The sequence below is a fragment of the Streptomyces sp. NBC_00212 genome (genome assembly GCF_045206365.1).
Classification (GTDB): Bacteria; Actinomycetota; Actinomycetes; order Streptomycetales; family Streptomycetaceae; genus Streptomyces.
Genome location: NZ_CP108115.1, coordinates 116,310 through 132,050, shown reverse-complemented (window position 1 = coordinate 132,050; position 15,741 = coordinate 116,310). Strand labels below are relative to the sequence as shown.

The 15,741-nt window shown below is 67.1% G+C and carries 17 protein-coding genes and 3 pseudogenes; 10 read left to right on the top strand and 10 right to left on the bottom strand.

The features are described from left to right. Window positions 1-73 precede the first annotated feature (73 nt). Complete coding sequence (locus tag OHA17_RS00700; protein WP_406503028.1) at window positions 74-1,009, bottom strand: alpha/beta fold hydrolase; 936 nt, start codon at window positions 1,007-1,009, stop codon at window positions 74-76. A 63-nt stretch (window positions 1,010-1,072) separates the two neighbouring features. Between OHA17_RS00700 and OHA17_RS00695 the strand changes: the two genes are divergently transcribed. Then, on the top strand, window positions 1,073-1,618 hold the full coding sequence (locus OHA17_RS00695; protein WP_406503026.1) for a helix-turn-helix domain-containing protein: 546 nt from the start codon (window positions 1,073-1,075) through the stop codon (window positions 1,616-1,618). On the opposite strand, the gene OHA17_RS00690 is transcribed toward OHA17_RS00695, so the two are convergent. Next, on the bottom strand, window positions 1,518-1,823 hold the full coding sequence (locus tag OHA17_RS00690) for a hypothetical protein (RefSeq protein WP_406503025.1): 306 nt from the start codon (window positions 1,821-1,823) through the stop codon (window positions 1,518-1,520). The two genes, OHA17_RS00695 and OHA17_RS00690, sit on opposite strands and share 101 nt — an antisense overlap. A 737-nt stretch (window positions 1,824-2,560) precedes the next feature. Here OHA17_RS00690 and OHA17_RS00685 point away from each other — a divergent pair. Beyond that, window positions 2,561-2,983, top strand: a complete 423-nt coding sequence (locus OHA17_RS00685) for a two-component system response regulator (protein ID WP_406503023.1) — start codon at window positions 2,561-2,563, stop codon at window positions 2,981-2,983. A gap of 177 nt (window positions 2,984-3,160) precedes the next feature. Here the strand turns inward: OHA17_RS00685 and OHA17_RS00680 are convergent, their stop codons facing one another. Both OHA17_RS00680 and OHA17_RS00675 read right to left on the bottom strand, forming a co-directional pair. Next, a complete protein-coding gene (locus OHA17_RS00680) occupies window positions 3,161-3,709 on the bottom strand; it encodes a YceI family protein (protein WP_406503021.1) in 549 nt (182 codons plus the stop codon). A 207-nt stretch (window positions 3,710-3,916) separates the two neighbouring features. Further along, a complete protein-coding gene (locus tag OHA17_RS00675) occupies window positions 3,917-4,228 on the bottom strand; it encodes a hypothetical protein (RefSeq protein WP_406503019.1) in 312 nt (103 codons plus the stop codon). Window positions 4,229-4,543: 315 nt separating this feature from the next. Here OHA17_RS00675 and OHA17_RS00670 point away from each other — a divergent pair, with 315 nt between their 5' ends. Next, window positions 4,544-5,167 (top strand): ricin-type beta-trefoil lectin domain protein, encoded by a 624-nt coding sequence (locus OHA17_RS00670; protein WP_406503017.1) that lies wholly within the window; start codon window positions 4,544-4,546, stop codon window positions 5,165-5,167. Window positions 5,168-6,131: 964 nt separating this feature from the next. After that, complete coding sequence (locus OHA17_RS00665; protein ID WP_406503015.1) at window positions 6,132-6,647, top strand: DinB family protein; 516 nt, start codon at window positions 6,132-6,134, stop codon at window positions 6,645-6,647. A 191-nt stretch (window positions 6,648-6,838) separates the two neighbouring features. Here OHA17_RS00665 and OHA17_RS00660 read toward each other — a convergent pair whose 3' ends face one another. Next, on the bottom strand, window positions 6,839-7,315 hold the full coding sequence (locus OHA17_RS00660) for a hypothetical protein (protein WP_406503013.1): 477 nt from the start codon (window positions 7,313-7,315) through the stop codon (window positions 6,839-6,841). Window positions 7,316-7,738: 423 nt separating this feature from the next. On the opposite strand from OHA17_RS00660, the gene OHA17_RS00655 reads away from it, so the two are divergent. Further along, window positions 7,739-8,440 (top strand): 2-phosphosulfolactate phosphatase, encoded by a 702-nt coding sequence (locus OHA17_RS00655; RefSeq protein WP_406503011.1) that lies wholly within the window; start codon window positions 7,739-7,741, stop codon window positions 8,438-8,440. A gap of 149 nt (window positions 8,441-8,589) precedes the next feature. On the opposite strand, the pseudogene OHA17_RS00650 reads toward OHA17_RS00655, so the two are convergent. Beyond that, a pseudogene (locus OHA17_RS00650) lies at window positions 8,590-8,865 on the bottom strand (site-specific integrase); the annotation flags it as partial. A 160-nt stretch (window positions 8,866-9,025) separates the two neighbouring features. Between OHA17_RS00650 and OHA17_RS00645 the strand changes: the two are divergent. Beyond that, a pseudogene (locus OHA17_RS00645) lies at window positions 9,026-9,253 on the top strand (hypothetical protein); the annotation flags it as partial. A gap of 387 nt (window positions 9,254-9,640) precedes the next feature. Here the strand turns inward: OHA17_RS00645 and OHA17_RS00640 are convergent. Next, entirely contained in the window at window positions 9,641-9,859 is a 219-nt protein-coding gene (locus tag OHA17_RS00640; RefSeq protein WP_406503009.1) for a hypothetical protein, read from the bottom strand. On the opposite strand from OHA17_RS00640, the gene OHA17_RS00635 reads away from it, so the two are divergent. The 4 genes from OHA17_RS00635 to OHA17_RS00620 all read left to right on the top strand — a co-directional run bounded on the left by OHA17_RS00635 (window position 9,858) and on the right by OHA17_RS00620 (window position 12,767). Further along, window positions 9,858-10,781 (top strand): LLM class F420-dependent oxidoreductase, encoded by a 924-nt coding sequence (locus OHA17_RS00635; RefSeq protein ID WP_406503007.1) that lies wholly within the window; start codon window positions 9,858-9,860, stop codon window positions 10,779-10,781. The two genes, OHA17_RS00640 and OHA17_RS00635, sit on opposite strands and share 2 nt — an antisense overlap. A 574-nt stretch (window positions 10,782-11,355) precedes the next feature. After that, the gene (locus tag OHA17_RS00630; RefSeq protein WP_406503005.1) at window positions 11,356-11,754 is read left to right on the top strand and encodes a RidA family protein; all 399 of its coding nucleotides are present in this window, start codon (window positions 11,356-11,358) and stop codon (window positions 11,752-11,754) included. Between the two features lie 151 nt (window positions 11,755-11,905). Continuing rightward, entirely contained in the window at window positions 11,906-12,184 is a 279-nt protein-coding gene (locus OHA17_RS00625) for a hypothetical protein (protein WP_406503003.1), read from the top strand. Window positions 12,185-12,272: 88 nt separating this feature from the next. After that, a complete protein-coding gene (locus OHA17_RS00620; protein WP_406503001.1) occupies window positions 12,273-12,767 on the top strand; it encodes a hypothetical protein in 495 nt (164 codons plus the stop codon). 94 nt (window positions 12,768-12,861) lie between these two features. Here the strand turns inward: OHA17_RS00620 and OHA17_RS00615 are convergent. The 3 genes and pseudogenes from OHA17_RS00615 to OHA17_RS00605 all read right to left on the bottom strand — a co-directional run. Then, window positions 12,862-13,017: pseudogene (locus OHA17_RS00615) on the bottom strand (transposase); the annotation flags it as partial. Between the two features lie 6 nt (window positions 13,018-13,023). Further along, window positions 13,024-13,632, bottom strand: a complete 609-nt coding sequence (locus tag OHA17_RS00610) for an SMI1/KNR4 family protein (RefSeq protein WP_406502999.1) — start codon at window positions 13,630-13,632, stop codon at window positions 13,024-13,026. 336 nt (window positions 13,633-13,968) lie between these two features. Next, window positions 13,969-15,396 carry an ATP-binding protein gene (locus OHA17_RS00605; protein ID WP_406502997.1) on the bottom strand — a complete coding sequence of 476 codons (1,428 nt, stop codon included), beginning with the start codon at window positions 15,394-15,396 and terminating at the stop codon, window positions 13,969-13,971. Window positions 15,397-15,741 lie beyond the last annotated feature (345 nt).

Below are 15,741 nucleotides of genomic sequence, written 5' to 3'. Positions count from 1 at the left end.
CCTTCCGGTCACTGCCGCCGACGAAGGCGGTTGCTGCGGCCGAGTTCGGACCGGCTTCCCCTCGGCAGGGCGGTTATCGTCCGAGGAGGTCTGTGATTGCCTGGAGTACGGCGTCGGGGCGGCGCCAGTGGATCGAGGCGTGTCCAGCGCCTTCGATGAGGCGGTTCTCGCCTCGGGGGGCGGAGGCGGCCAGGTCCGTGTAGAGGCGTCGCTTTCCGTCGATCTCCTGGCGCAGTTGTTCCTGGGACTCGCCGATCAGGACGGCTTTCTTGAAGTCGTCGATGTCCATGGCGGTGAGGAGGATCAGGGGCACGTCGGGCAGCGGTCCGGCATGGCGCATTTCGTCGAGGAACCGGTCGCGGTGCGGCAGCACCTTGTATCCGTCCATGATCCATTCTGGGCTGACGTGGCGGTCGATGAGCGGCTCGCGGATTTCCTCGGGCCAGTGCGCCATCATCTGCCCGAGCAGGTGACGGTAGAGCCGGACGCTCTCCTCGGGCATCTGGTCGGGCAGCTCCTGGGCGGGGTCCCACGCACCCCGCAGCTCGCGCAGTTCCCGGGGCATGTAGGAGCTGTAGTTCTCGTGGTCGGTCTCCATCAGGACCAGGCCGGCGACCTCGCCGTGGTGGCGCACCGCGTAGAGGCGGGCGTACAGGCCGCCGAGGGAGTGGCCGACCAGCACATAAGGGCCGGGCACCCCAGCTGTTCGCAGGAGTTGACGCAGCTCGTCGGTGACCTCGGCGCAGCGGGGCGGCTCCTCGGCGCGGTCGCTCCAGCCCGTACCTGTGCGGTCGTAGACCACGCTGGTGGTGAGCTCGGTGACTCGTTCGTGGACGTTCCAGTAGTCCAGGCCGACTCCTCCGCCGCCCGGCAGGAAGACCACGGCCGGGCCACCGCTGCCCGCACGGTGCAGCAGCAGGCGTCGGCCATCGACTTCGTAGAACCGGCCCAGGGGTGGTGGGGCATCGCTCGTAGCCTCGGGCCGGACTTTGGACGGCTGCTCGGACATGGCTCACTCCTCCCAACGCGTTCCCAACTTTGGAAACGGTAGCAGATGTGGGATTGTACGTGCGTGGACAAGCTCGACCTCCTCCTGCACCCCGTACGGCTGCGCATCGTGCACGCCATGTCGGGCGGGCGCACGCGCACCACCTCCGACCTGTGCGCCAGCCTTCCCGACGTCCCCAAGACCACCGTGTACCGGCACGTCGCCCTGCTGGCCGACGCCGGACTGCTGGAGGTCACCCACGAGCGGCGGGTACACGGCGCCGTCGAACGCCACTACCGCCTGCGCCGCGAACGTGCGGTGATCGACGCCGACGAGGCTGCATCCATGACCCTGGACGACCACCGCCACGCCTTCACCGCCGCTCTGGCCGGCCTCCACGCCGACTTCAACGCCTACCTCGACCGGGACGACGCCGACCCGACCGCCGACTCGGTGGGCTACACCCAGGTACCGCTCTGGCTCGACCAGAACGAACTCGCCGAACTGATCGACGAGATCCTCGCCGCCATCAGGTCCAAGGGGCACAACAAGCCCACGCCGGGGCGAAGCCTCCACCTGCTGAGTCCGATCCTGTTCCCGCTGGAGAGACCGTCGCACGAAGACGGCTAAAGCGTCGAAGGCGTGGGACCGGACCGGTCGGCCCCACAGAAACGGGAGCCAGCATGGGCAGGATGCCGCACAGCAGTGAGGCGAGGGTGAACACGGCGGTGCCGATGAGGAAGACCCTGCGCTGCCCGTACGTGTCGCCGAGCCTGCCGCCGGTGATCAGCCCGAGGGCGAGGGGCAGCGCGTAGCCAGCCGTCAGCCACTGCACCGCGGCCGGTCCGGCGCCGAGCGACTCTGGTGGGTGGGGATAGCGGTGAGGACGACCGCTGATCGAGGACGTCCATGAGCTCGACGACCAAGACCACCACAAGGGCGATCCTGGCAGCCGAAGTCATCTTGGATGCTGTGCCGGATACGGCGTGAGCCGAGGGCGCAGCCGGGTGCTTCGGCTCGCTGCCGAGCGCGGGGGAAACCACGGTGGGACTCCTGATTCAGGAATCGGAGAGCTCGCCGTCAGCCGCACCGGGGCCGGGAAGCACGAGACCTGGGGCAGTCGGCAGAGCTGCGCTCGGGAAATGACAGGAAACGGAGGGGGTGGGTGACGCAACTCAGGCCAGTGCGACGTCCGCCCGGGGCACGTTCGAAGATTCAGAACGTGGGGGTATACGGACGGCTACAGGGTCTGGGGGATGCGAAGTCACCTCAAGATCACTACAGAAGGAACAAGAAGTCTGACACTGCCGCCGAAGCCTTGGGCGCAGGGACTTGTGCGCGATACGGCACATGCCGGGCCCTGGGCACGCCGTATATTGCGTCCCCTCCTCATCTGCCGTCGGGGCCCTTTCGTGGCTTCGCTGACGTACCAAGTTGATCTGGCGCCGACGGGTAGCGTTTGCGACAACATGTGGCGCAGCCGCTGGGGTGATGAGTCCCAGGACCTTGGTTGGGCAGCAGCGGGTGGGGGGCCACTCGAACTCGATGCCACGCGGGGAGCGTGAACGAGACATGGCTGACGAAGCCAAGATCCTCCTGGTCGACGACCACGACGACAGCCTGTTCGCCGTCGCGAGCGCACTTGCCCCGCTCGGCTGTCCGCTGGAGCGGGCCGCGAGCGGTGAGCGGGCTCTCAAGGCCCTCTTGCACGGCAACGTCGCGCTCGTGGTTCTGGACGTACTGATGCCGGATGTCGGCGGGCTGGAAGTCGTCCGCTACATGCGCCGTCTGGACCAGACGCAGCACATTCCCGTCGTGCTGATGACCGGGGCCGCGCACAGCGGCGCCTGGACGGCCGAAGCCGAAGAACTCGGTGTGGCGGACATCGTTTTCAAACCCGTCGAGCCCTGCATCCTGCGGACCAAGGTCCGCTACCTCTATCGCCTGTCCCACAGGCTGCAGACGCTGGAGCACCAATCCCATGTCAGCCTATGACGCCGGGCAGCTCTGCGGCCGGCGGAACCACCCGATCGAAGCGGTGCCAGACCCGTTCTACGCGCGGGAGGGCGGGCCTGGATCACCCGGCCCGCCAAGAACCTGTTCATGAACCTGAAGGACATCGGGGCCCAGCGAAGTACCTCATTCGTGACCGGGGCGCGAAGTGCCCGGCCTTCAGCCTTGCTTGATGGCGGAGATGTCGAACTCCAGGACGACCTTGTCGCCGACGAGTACGCCGCCGCCTTCCAGGGCCGCGTTCCAGGTCACGCCGAATTCCTTGCGGGAGATGGTCACCGATCCCTCCAGACCGACCCGCAGATTGCCGTAGGGGTCGACGGCGTTGCCGGTGTATGCGAAGTCGATGGTGACCGGGCGGGTGGTGTCCTTGATCGTCAGGTCGCCGGTGACGCGGTATTCGGTGTCGGAGCGGGGCTCGACCGACGTGCTGAGGAAGGTGATGTCGGGGAAGTGGGGAACGTCCAGGAAGTCGTTGGTGCGCAGGTGCTGGTCGCGCTGTTCCACGCCGGTGTCGACGCTTTCGGCCTTGATCACCACGTGGGCGGTGGATCGGGCCGGTTCGGCGCCGTCCAGGTGGGCAGTGCCGTCGAACTGGTGGAACGCGCCGCGGACTTTGGTCACCATGGCGTGGCGGGCGACGAAGCCGATCCGGGTGTGGGCGGGGTCGAGGAGATAGTCCCCGGTGAGCTCAGAGATGTCGGTCATGGTGGTGCCTCCGAAGGTCCGGGATCCTGGCGGCGGTGGGCCGGGGTCGTTGTGACCCACGCTAAAGGCCGACCGAATTCCGTCCTGGTCGGACGCACGGGGCAGCGGAGTGCATTCAGGCCGGCGGCCTCGGGTCATCGACTGCCGCGGGGCCTTCCATGCACCCCGTGGCCGAGGCCATTCCGGCAGAGTGAAGTGTTTGACCTGTCAGAGTTCGTCGCGTGAGGGGTTGGGGTAGTTCCAGCCGGCGTTGAAGGTGTGCAGGACGCGTACGTAGCGCCGGACTTGGGAGGTGTTCTCGATGGTTCCGACGCCGGGGCCCTCCTGCCCGTCCCCCTGCGCCCGATGATCAAGAAAGAGAGGGTGGGGTCTTGGGTGAGCGAGTGCGGTGGGGACGGCCGGCGTGGCGAGTTGGGATCGCGCGGTCACGGGATGACCGCGCGGCGAGGCCGAGGCGGGTCTCAACGGCACCCGGATGTCGTTGACTACGACGATCTCGGCGAGCTCGGCCACGGGCAAGGGCCCGTTTCGCCAGCCATAGAGGCGCCTTCTTCATGAGCGCCTGGTCTTCGGCATCGTCGATGCCCGGCAACGGCGGCTGCTCGCCGTTGTCCTCATCTTCGTCACCAACCGGGTCCGCGGTGGGACGTGGCGAGGCCGCCGCGATGCCGGCGTGCAGGCTGGGCGGCGCGGATGCCGGGTGCGGAACTTCGCGTAACTACGTGACTGCACATCCTGGAGGGTCCGCTCTCCTGAAGGCCTTCGTTCACCGTTGTGAGTGATAGCGGCGCTCCGGAGGTGACTGATTCACTGTTCCTTGCAGGTGCCCTCGTGATGAGCGGCACCGGAAGAGACCGCAATCCATCGGCGCGTCTGCAACTCGTAGCGATGGGCCAAGGACAGGCGGCACACGAGAAAAGGACCACAGCATTGCGCCAGCGTCTGTTCTCTCGCCTTGGGGCAGGTGTCGCAGCCCTCACCACCGTGCTCGCGGTGGCCGGTCCGGCTGGTGCCGCGCCGTTCCCGCCGACACCGGCGAAGTTCGCCATCACTCCAGCCGTCGAGCCGGGTAAGTGCGCAACGGTCGAGCGTCGTGGCATCCAGAACGACTACCTCTTGATCCCGCGACCGTGCGATCGGGTGAACACGGAGCAACAGTTCACCTACGATCCCGGCACCAAGAACCTCAAGAGCGTCTCACGGCCGGGTGATTGCGTCACCGTCTTCGGGAATCCGCATGGACCTGCCGGCTACCAGGTGCAGAAGTGCGGCAACTCGGCGTTGCCGCAGCAGTTCACCGCGACCCCAGACGGACATATCAAGTCAGAACCCTCCCGTATCGCCCGGAAGCCGTCCTGCATGGACTACGCGAATTATGGCTCCCGCTCCCGCGCCTTTCTTGCCCAGGCATGCGGCACGGCCGACACGCAGAACTTCGCGTTCGTTCCCGTGCCCTGACCCTCGGTCTTCCGCGACGGCCCGTGGGCTCATCTGGCGGGCCGCTTCGGGGTGTGGGGCAGCGGCAGCGGCTCACCTTGTGGGGTGCGGCAGTGGCTTCCGGATGTCACCGGTGGAGACCCATACCCCGAGTCGTACGTCGTGTTCCTGGCCGCCGATGGTGATCTGTTCGGTGTGCTGGCGCGGAACCACGCTCCGCTGCTCCCGCTCGATGTATTGCGCAAGGGCCGCCAGGGCCCGCGTGAACGCCTCCGCACAGCACTCCCCGTCATCGCGCCGCTCGGTGACGGGGCATTGCGGGCCTGTACGGCCGGTTGCACATCGCACTTGGCGAGCCGCTTCAGCTGCTCGGTGTTCGCCGGCCGAAGTTGCGTTGCTGGCGGCCCGGTCAGCACCCGGTGCCGTTGCCGCGGTCGGTCACCCCGGGCATGACCCTCTTGAACAGCGGCGCAGACGTTCCGAACCGGACCGGTTCACAGACCGCAACCTGGGACCTCTCGCGTCGTTGGGAAGAAGATCGGTTCTTCGGTCTATGCCGCTGCGCGCGCCGGGAGGCGACCACGCGTCGGCCCGATGGCGGCGTCGCGCGTCAAGTCGTATGGCTACACCGGCGCTCTGCATGACGCCGAGTACGACCATCTTCTATCCGGCGTCGTGACGCGGCATGAGGAAGTCTGTGCTGGTGGTGCCGTGAGCGGCATGCCGTCGGCGGTTTGGGTGTAGCGCGGGTTTGTGGTGTGAACAGACGCCTGGCCCGGCGGAGTTTGCTATCAACTACTGAGGTTTGATGCGTGATGTCGCTGGGTCGACGCCTTGAACTGCGAAGAGGAGGGCCCGCCTCGCGGCATCATGCAAAGATCACCAGTAGCACCCCGATGTCCCCAACCGTGACCAAGATCGTAAATCGCGGAAGAGCCCGTCGCCCAGGTGCCCCCTCCCGACCGCCCTGGTAGCGTGCGCCGGCATGTCATCGGAACTGGAACGTCCCCCGCGCCAAGCGGACGAACGCACCGCGCTCATCGGCTGGCTGGACCTGCAGCGGCAGATCCTGCGCTGGAAATGCAAAGGGCTGAGCGACGAGGACGCGCGCCGCCCGGTCATCCCGACCTCACCGGCCATGACGATGGCCGGTCTCATCTCCCACATGCGCTGGACCGAGCACATATGGCTGGAAGTACTGTTCGCCGGCGGCGACAAGAAGCAGAACCCCGCATTCGACGAGTCAAGCAAGAACGCTGACTGGCACACCGACGGCCGCCCCCTTGCAGAGCTCCTCGCGGAGTACGAGGCCCAGTGCGCCCGCAGCAACGAGATCGTTGCCGCGGCCGACCTGGACGACGCCGGCCGCCACCCCGACTTCCGCGACGGCAGCGCCAACCTCCGCTGGATGCTGATCCACCTCGTCGAGGAGACGGGGCGCCACGCGGGGCACGCGGACATCGTCCGGGAGCTGCTCGACGGCACGAAGGGCTACTACTAGCGCAGCTCCGCGAAGCGGGCCCTTCCCTCAGGAGCCAGGCCAACACGCCTCACGACCAATGCGGGAGAGCCCGTTACTGGTGATCTTCGCATGATGCCGCGCGGCGAACCCTCGTCTTCGCAGTTCAAGGCGTCGACCCAGCGACATCACGCGTCAAACCTCAGTAAAGGCCGTAGGCCCGCCCCCTCATCTCACGTGAGCCCGAGCGTCTTGAGTGCAGTGGTCCAGTCGGTGGTGATGGCCTGCTGTGCGGCGGCGAGCGTGATCTTCCCTGAGCAGACCGCCGTGTGGCCCTTCGCCTCGACGATGTCCTTCGGGTTGTTCGGGCCGTTGCCGGGCTTGTGGTCGGGGCTCGGCGGCTCGACCCACAGGTTTCGGGCGTCATCAGGGTCTCCGCCCCAGCTCAGGGGCAGATAGTGGTCGTATTCGGCGTCGTTCATCGGCCCGGTGTAGTCGTAGGACTTGGCGTTCGCCGACTTCTCCGCCCCGGTGACCGAGGCGGGCGGGCGGATCGTCGACGTGTAACCAGGCACGCAGATCGTCGACTTCAGATTCGCCTGCGTGACGGCCGGATTGCGGGCCCCCGGAGTGCACTTGGTATCCGGCAGCGGCTGCTTGTCCGCCGTGTACCGGTAGTGGCAGCTGCCCGGCGCCGGCTGGGCCTGCACGGTGTACTTCGTCTGCGGGCCCGGCCCCTGGGGCAGCGGTCCCGCGGGGCCAGCTGCTCCGGGACCAGCGCCTGGGGTGGACGACGAGGGTGTCGGGTGCTTCGTGTCACCGGCCGGCTTGTCCTTCGAGCAGGAAGCGCATGCGGTGGCAAAAACAACTGCGACAGTGGCGGCGGCGAGACGGCGGTGAACTGCCACGAGTGACCCCTAACTGATCTTTCAGGTGGGAACTGCTGACGGCATTTTCTCCAACATGCGCCGAGGCGTGAGGAGTTCGCCGTGGGCGACTTCGAGTGCCCGGGCATGTCGTTGTGGACCATTTTCGCGACGCCGACAGCCGGAGGTGTTGCATTCCGAGGCCGCCGATGTGCCGCGCATCACTCTCCGGGTGCTTCGGGTCGGACATGCGCGATCATGACCGGAATGGACACTCGTTTCCTTGGCATCGCGGAGCTGGTCGAAGCCCCGTCGGTGGCGGTAGTGGTCGACGTCATGCGTGCCTTCACCGTGGCTGCCTGGGCCCTTGCCCAGGGGGCGGAAAAAATCGTTCTTGCTGAGTCGCTGAACGAAGCCCTGGCGCTCAAGGCTCGCCACCCGGATTGGGTGGCGCTCAAGGACGGTCCGCCCGCACCCGGGTTCGGCATGGTCAACTCGCCGGGCCTGCTGCGGTCTGTTGACCTTGGCGGACGGACCGTCGTGCAGAAGACCACGGCAGGGACGGTCGGCGCCCTTGCGGTCAAGGAGGCGCCTCTGGTGCTGTGCGCCAGCTTCGTGGTGGCGGAGGCAACAGCTCAGCTCTTGCGGACACGCAAGAGTGACAGCGTCACGTTCGTAGTCACTGGCGACGATGGACAGGCCGATGAAGATCTGGCGTGCGCTCAATACATCGCTCGCAGAGCCGCCGAGGCTGGGACGGATGCTGCCGAGTTCCTCCGCCGCGCTGCCGAGTCGCGCGCCGCCGCCGAACTGGCAGAGGGAGTGCGTCAAGGAGTCCATCCTGATGACGTTGCGCTCTGTCTTGAGGTCGACCGGTTCCCCTTTGCCATGGTGGCGACCTTGGAAGGCTCGCTCATGGTCCTGCGTCCACATGCGATGCCGTCGCTGACTGCCCAGGCCCCGGTCTGATCGCTAGTGGGGTCAGCCTTCAGCATGCAAGAGCGAGCACGCCGCGGGCCCCTGGTCACCGCGGCGCGGTAGCGGTAGCGGTAGAAGCTCAGCACCAAGGTCAGTCCCACATCCGCGGTGCTGCTGGCCGCGGTCTCCGCCGACCGCAGAGTGATCACCGTCGAGTCGGTGCCCCGATCGTGCAGCAGGCGCTTGAACCGGGCCAGATCGTCTCTCCCGACGCCGGACCAGTCCACATCGCGGCCCTCCAGCATGGACCACCAGCACGCCAGCCCGTGCGCATAGGCCCTCACCGTATGGGGCGAATACTCCTCCTGCCGGAGGCACTCCAGGTACTCCTCGACCGGCTCGACGACCCGCCACCGACGGTCAAGGACGACATAGGTGACCACGTCACCGATCACCACACGCTGCCGAACAGCCATGCCATCGAGCGTAGAAGGCGACCGGAAGCTGGGGGCGGCATCGACAACAACATCACCGTCGCGAGCGAACTACCCCGGATAAACACTCGTGTTGCGTGCAGATCGACTGCACAGCCGATCGTCGACGTCTTCAGCGGCACCCCCACTCGACCCCGGATACCATCTGGTCAGCCTGGAGTTGGGCGGCGACCCCAACGATCCCCGCAATCTGTGGGTGGAGCCGCCGTCACCCGGGCACAAAGCGGGCGCCGGCCCGAACAACCCGAAGGACAGCGTCGAGTCCAAACTCCACACAGCCGTCTGCTCCGGCAAGGTCCCGTTGGCTGCCGCGCAGAGTGCGATCGCGACGGACTGGACGACCGCCCTGGCCGCGCTCGGCCTCAAATAGGGCGCGGGGCAGCCTCGGCAGGCACCGGCTGGTGGAGCCGGGGCGCGAAGACGGTCAGCGGCGGGGACGGCAGCTGACGAGGACCGGACGGTGCTCTGCCGTCAAAATCGAGCTGAGGTGTGTGAAGGGTCCTGCCGACGGGGGATACGGCAGGACCCTTCCCCTCAACTTTACTGCCCTTTGCATGTATTTGGGGCTCAGGCCCAGAGGCGGCCGCTGCGCCGCGGTCCCGGACTTCGCCCGTCGCCCCCGGCGTTGCTGTCTAGCGGGTGGCTACCCGGGCGAAGCGCTTGAGCTCGGGGACGGTGCAGGTGATGGGTGTCTCGGGTGCGGTCTGCGCCGTACCGGCAGGGCCAGCCGTTCGATGGCCCGGCGGCACGACGGGATTCAGGGGTTGACCAGGTTCCTGCGTTCGGTGGTGATGTCCTCGCACTTGTAGAGGCTGACTCTGCCGTGGTCGTCGTCGGGGGACAGCAGGCACAGGTGGTTGGCCTCGTTGCGGTAGCGGATGCTGCCGTCCGCGTACGGCTCGGTCAGTCGGCGCTGTCCGGCGCTGTCACACAGAGATCGGAATGCGGGCTGGCTGCTGTTGGTTTTCGCTGACATGACTACAGGAGTAGCGCTCAACGCGATCGACGCCGACAACCAGATCGATGCCTCTGTGCGGCTCGCGCACGAGGCCGCGGCTGCTGGGCTGCGGTCGGCCTGGTTCGGACAGACCTTCGGCGCGGACTCACCCCAGCTGGCGGCGGTCGTTGGGCGAGAAGTACCCGGTCTGCATGTTGGCACGTCGGCGATCCCTGTTTTCGGCCGCCACCCGCTGCTGGTCTCCAGCCAGGCCCAGACCGCCCAGGCGGCCACCCACGGCCGCTACCATCTCGGACTGGCGCTCGGCACCAAACTCCTGACAGAGGCGGGCTTCGGCATCCCCTACGAACGGCCCATCGCGCGTCTGCGTGAATTCCTCACCGCGCTGCGGCAGTTGACCGAGACCGGTACCGCCGACTTCCACGGCGAACTGCTCACCGCGACGACACCGATCCCCGCCCGCGTGCCGGGCGCTGAAAGCGGCGTGCCCCTGCTCGTCGCCGCGATGGGCCCCCAGGCGCTGCGTGCCAGCGGTGAATTGGCCGATGGGATCCTGCCCTATCTGGCCGGGCCGCGCGCACTGAGTGAGCACATCGTTCCGGCAGTCACCGCGGCGGCAGAGGCCGCCGGCCGGCCCGCGCCCCGGATCGTCGCCCTGGTGCACGGCGTGGTCACCGACGATGTCGACTCCGTACGGGAGAAAGCCGCCGAGCAGCTCGCGTTCTATGAGCAGTTCCCGTCCTACGCACGAGTCATCGGGCTCTCCGGCGGCCAGCGGGCCGTCGATGTGGCTGTGATCGGCGACGAGCGGACGGTCGCCGCCGAGGTGCGCCGTTACCGGGATGCCGGAGCGACGGAGGTGGTGTTCTCGGGGACGGAAATCGCCGGAGAGTCCGACCGGCGCCGTACCTGGGCACTCCTCGGAGAGCTGGCCGACTGAGCCCCGGCGGGCGGTTGTACACCTGGTGGCCGGACATCCTGCAGATTCCACAGTAATGACAAGCAGCGTGCTGACTCCCTGACAGCTGTCGTGCCTCGGCACGTGCTTCGTGAGCCGACTGATTTCTTCACGAGGCGCCGCCGCGCTGCAAGCCGAAGCCGCGCGCAAGCGCGACAACCCGGGGCTGGCTCACGAGCAGGACACGCACCCAACCTTCGCGGAAAGGAGCTGGCCCGGCGGGGGTGACCTGGGCTCGGCGACGTGTTCGCCTTCAGTCCCGTTGACAGGGGGCCCGCCATCTGCACAGGCCAGAAGCTTGTGTAGTCATGGAGAGGGACTGACGGGACTGAATTTCCGCGACACGTGCACGATGCCCCCGTGCTGGAAGAGGCAGGTGGGCGACGCTCTGTGTGGCGAACCTGAATTTTCAGTCCCGTTGGCCCCGTCGGGCAGCCGCCGTCGGGTAGGAACTACAGGCTTGGGTGCCGCTTCGACGAAGGATGTTAGGGCGTGTCCGGCGGATCATGGGCAGTGCTCTACAGGAGCTGGCTTGCGGTCGTGGCATGATCGCGCCATGGAGCACTTCATACGTCCCATCGGTTCGCCGCCTGTCAATGGATACAGCCACGCGGTCGCGTTCACCGGAGCGATGGTCGCCGTCTCGGGTCAGGTTCCTGTGGACGGCGACGGGAACCTGGTTGGTATAGGGGACGCTGAGGAACAGGTCCGGCAGGTCTACGCAAATCTGACCACTGCCTTGAAGGCAGCGGGCTCTGGTCTGGAACACGTAGTCAAACTGACGGTCTACCTGACTGATTTGAACGATCTGGGCGCGTTCCGCAAAGTACGCGACGAATACCAGGACGCAGAGAACCCGCCCGCGTGCTCCCTGGTGAGGGTCGCTGGGCTGGTCCACCCAGACTTCCGGGTCGAGGTGGACGCATTGGCTACGGCACCGAGCGCCGGGTATTGATGAGTAGTGAACGCCAGCTCCTGAAGACCGGTGCCCAGGCTCCAGCCTGGCTGGCGCGGTGCCCGAGGCCGGTCAATGGCTCTTCGAGCCCAGCGGCCGTCCGGGGCGGGAAGCTGGCAGGCCCGTCATCTGCGCGTCTATCGTTTTTGGTGTGAACGACACGACCGACGATCGACGCATCTGGGAACTGACCGGGTGGGATGCTGACGAACGCCCAGCTCACGTCACCGAACTCAGCCGGGAAGAGATCCTGCGCATCCGCGACCTCTTCGACCGCCGCCTGCCCTCAGCGGGGGAGGACGAGTGGCTTGCCTGCGCTGCTTACGAAGTGCCCCGTGACCTGCAAGGTCAGGTGCTGGCCGTCGTCCCCCGGCTGGAGTTCAAGCCAGGGCTGGAGTACTTCGTCGAGGGGGCTGTCCTTTCCGATTAGGCGGCCGGACGGCTCCTCGCTGCTGCCGGCGTCACGCTCGTCGCGCTGATCCGGCCGGGGTTTAGAGGCAGGCTCCTACTCTCGTGTCATGAACGTGTTTGGCGGCGGTGGCGGCCGGTACCTGGAGATGACCAATGGCGGCACGGCGGTGTTCGTGGACGTTTTGATGCTCGCGGTGTCCGCGCTGGCCCACGAGCAGTGGGACTTCCGTTTCGCCGCGCTGCTGACGCTCCAGGACCAGAACGTGATGGGGCGTGGGGTGGTCGGCTTCGGCCTGGCGGAGCTCGACTGGGGGGACACGCCGCAGGAGCGGGCCGAGGCCAAGGATTTCCTGCTGCGCGTCCTCGATCTGGCGCTGTCCCGCCACCGGTGGGAGGAACTGACGTACGAGCCGCCTCGGGCTGAGGGGTACCTGCGCACGTATCGGTCGATGGTGGAGGAGTTCGACCCTGCGACCGCGAGGGCCGGCACGGGCGTCCTGCCCGGGCCGCAGGAGGCCGCGATGGCCTCGTGTGTACGCCACCGGGTGCTGGACGCGCTGCCGTTCTGGGAAGCGTGCGTGTTCTGCACGGCCGGAGTCTGAGGAGCTACGCCACGGTCGCCTGCCTGTCTGTACCGGGGTTGATGACCGTGGGGAGCTAGCGGCGGGTTGGGATGCGGACAAGACCGAGCTTAGGCTCGGCGATCCGCCTCCGCACCGGCGTCGGGTCCCAGGTGGACTGGTCCATGAACTGCTGCAGGTTCTGTTCGTTGCCGTCCGGCCGCCGGTCGGCCATCGCCTGGATCGGCGTGCGGCGTCCGTCCAGCATCAGCCCCCGGAGGGCCGCTCTGATGTCCGCTCAGGCCGCGACCCATTCCAGCAGGCGCCCCTGATGGACGGAGGGGCGGCGGCCCAGCGCAGGAAGCGGCAACATACCCTCCACGGCGTTGCACAGGTCGTGCATCATCAGGCCCATACCGGGCCAGAGCCATGTGTATTCGGGACTGCCAAACGAGATCTCCCCGATATCTCCGTAATGGTCGCTCCGGTGATCAATGAACAGGAGATCGCCGGTAAGGCTCTGAGCGAAGGGCACCCACTGCTTATGGGCAGTGCGCCCGACCACCTCTTCCTCATAGCCCTCTTCTTCAGCGTCCTCTGTCATTTCAGCGAGAGTCTGCTGCCACTCCAGAATCCCTTCCGCATCGAGGAGGCTGTAACCGAGGACGAAAGCACCGGCTTCTGCACTTGACCTGCGTACGACGACACCGTTGCGCTTCGTGAGCAGCGACTTCAGATCGTTGTTGATCTCGAACCCGATTCCAGCTTCCAACGTGCGGATATCCGAATCGGACGCGCCCGAGCGAAGCGCAATGTGATCTTCCGGGGTGTTGAGCAAGAGCCACCCCTCGAACCTCTGCCAAAGCTCTTCGAAACGGAATGCTTCCTCAGATACCAAGTGATCCATTCGACCCTCCCAGTCGCTCCGCAGCGGCGGACGTTCATGTCAAGCGGGATCATTGTTCCACCATGCACTCCACCAGCCAGTCGGAGTCGGCATACAGGGGCAGCACCATCGCGAGCGCCAGGGCCTCGCTCTACGGATTGCCTTATCCCCGTGAGAGGGCGCAGCGTGCTGCGCTCAGGCCATCCCTCAGGCACGGACTCGGTTCGCAGGCGTCCCAACGAGCGCACGGAAGTGCTCCCAAAGAGCTGTGGTGGACCTTGCGGCCGGTGTGGCGGAGGGAGGGCGGGACGGCCTGCGGTCCGCGACCTGCAACTTTCAACGGCGGAACGGCCTCGGTCAGTTGGTGGGCCATGCCGTCAGGAGGTCGGCGGGGGTGAGGTGGGTGATGCCGTGGGTGGTGCAGCCGCTGCGGGCGACGGCGAGCAGGGGTGTGTCGTGGTCGGCGCCGGGCAGTTGGGAGCGGTGGGTGATGAGGCGGGCGAGGTCGCGGTGGTCGAAGGGTTTGTTCTCGAGCCATTTGATGGAGCCGACGAGGGTGATGTTTTTGGCGATGGGGGCGCGGTCGGCGCCGATGATGTCGATTTCCGGGTCGTTGGTGCGGGTCCAGTAGCCGCCGATGGTGTTGGTGTTTTCGGGGAGGTGGTCGTCGGCCAGGCGCCACAGGCTCTCGCGGATGACGGGCTCGACGGCCCGGCCGCGCCAGGACGTCCAGCTGGTGCGGATGGCCTCGAGGACCCGGTCGCCGCGGCCGCGTTCGACGGCCGGGATGCCGGGGCCGATGAAGGAGAGCCAGAAGCGCAGGTAGGGGTCGTCGATCCGGTAGCGGGTCTCCCGGCTGGGGCGGGTCGACAGGGGCAGGTCGGCGGCTACCATCCGGCGGCTGGTGAGGAGTTCCAGGGAGCGGGTCAGCGAGCCGGGGTTGAGACCGCCCGCCGTCCGGCCGATCAGGGTGAAGGTGCGTTCGCCGTGGCCGATGGCGCCCAGGACGGTGCGGGCCTGGACTTCGGTGGGGAACTCGGCGGCCAGGGTGCGCTCTCCGCTTACCAGCAGCGCCGAGGTGGGCCGTTGCAGGGCGTGATGCAGGTAGGCCCAAAGGTCTGCGCCCTGCGGCCATTCCTCCAGGATGAGGGGGAGTCCGCCGCTGACGAGGTAGGCGTCAAAGGCGTCGGCCGGCGGCAGATCGAGCATGACGGCGACATCGGCCGGGGTGAGCGGGGGGACGACCATCTCGGTGCCGCGCTGGTAGAAGGGCCGCCCGTAGGTGTTGAGCTGCTCCATCATGGCGATGTCGGAGCCGATCAGGACGAGGAGGACCGGGAGCTTGGACAGGTTCCGGTCGAAGGCTTTTTGCAGCGCGCCTTCGAAGGTGGGGTCCTCGCGCACCAGGTAGGGCATCTCGTCGAGCACGACGAGGCTGGGCGTATCGGTGGGCAGGGCGGTAGCGAGCAGGCTCAGGGCCGCGTCCCAGGTCTGCGGGGCTGTGAAGTCGGCGAAGCGGGCTGCATCCGGCAGGGAGGAGGCGGCCACCTCGGCGGTGAAGCCCGCCAGATCCTCCTCGCGGGACCCGCCGACCGCGGTGAAGAAGACATGCGGCAGCCCCTCACGCCCCAGGAACTCCTCCACCAGCCGCGACTTCCCCACCCGCCGGCGCCCCCGGATCAGCACCGCACGCCCCGGCCGCCCACTGCGCCCGCCTGATGTGACCGAGGACAGCAGATCCTCCAGCAGTCCCAGCTCATGACGGCGTCCGATGAACCCGTTCACAGCGACCTCCAACAGCGGAGAAACTTTCCTCAAAGATACTTTCATAGAAGAAAGCATGCAACCGCGCTGCAGGCGGAGAGTGCGGTGGGTTGCGGTGCAACGGGGCGGGGCCGCGTGTGCTGGGTCTTTGGATGGCTGACGCGGCCCTGGCTGATTCCGTGGGGGAACGGAATTCTTGCTGTCCAACGATCATCTCCAGGAACGGTTCTGCGCAGGCTCCGCACCCGTGCCGGGGAGGCCATGGGATTTGGGAGGCCCATGGGATGGAGGGGGCGAGGGCGGAACCGTGCGGCTCCGGGGTGTCCCAGGAGGTGGGGGAGCGCCAGCCCCCGTCCGACTGCCTGC

Coding starts and splice junctions, on each gene's coding strand:
- OHA17_RS00630 (WP_406503005.1), top strand. CDS start 11,356: ATGGAGCACTTCATACGTCCCATCGGTTCGCCGCCTGTCAATGGATAC.
- OHA17_RS00665 (WP_406503015.1), top strand. CDS start 6,132: ATGTCATCGGAACTGGAACGTCCCCCGCGCCAAGCGGACGAACGCACC.
- OHA17_RS00685 (WP_406503023.1), top strand. CDS start 2,561: ATGGCTGACGAAGCCAAGATCCTCCTGGTCGACGACCACGACGACAGC.
- OHA17_RS00700 (WP_406503028.1), bottom strand. CDS start 1,009: ATGTCCGAGCAGCCGTCCAAAGTCCGGCCCGAGGCTACGAGCGATGCC.
- OHA17_RS00670 (WP_406503017.1), top strand. CDS start 4,544: ATGAGCGGCACCGGAAGAGACCGCAATCCATCGGCGCGTCTGCAACTC.
- OHA17_RS00610 (WP_406502999.1), bottom strand. CDS start 13,632: ATGGATCACTTGGTATCTGAGGAAGCATTCCGTTTCGAAGAGCTTTGG.
- OHA17_RS00655 (WP_406503011.1), top strand. CDS start 7,739: ATGGACACTCGTTTCCTTGGCATCGCGGAGCTGGTCGAAGCCCCGTCG.
- OHA17_RS00620 (WP_406503001.1), top strand. CDS start 12,273: ATGAACGTGTTTGGCGGCGGTGGCGGCCGGTACCTGGAGATGACCAAT.
- OHA17_RS00640 (WP_406503009.1), bottom strand. CDS start 9,859: ATGTCAGCGAAAACCAACAGCAGCCAGCCCGCATTCCGATCTCTGTGT.
- OHA17_RS00635 (WP_406503007.1), top strand. CDS start 9,858: ATGACTACAGGAGTAGCGCTCAACGCGATCGACGCCGACAACCAGATC.
- OHA17_RS00680 (WP_406503021.1), bottom strand. CDS start 3,709: ATGACCGACATCTCTGAGCTCACCGGGGACTATCTCCTCGACCCCGCC.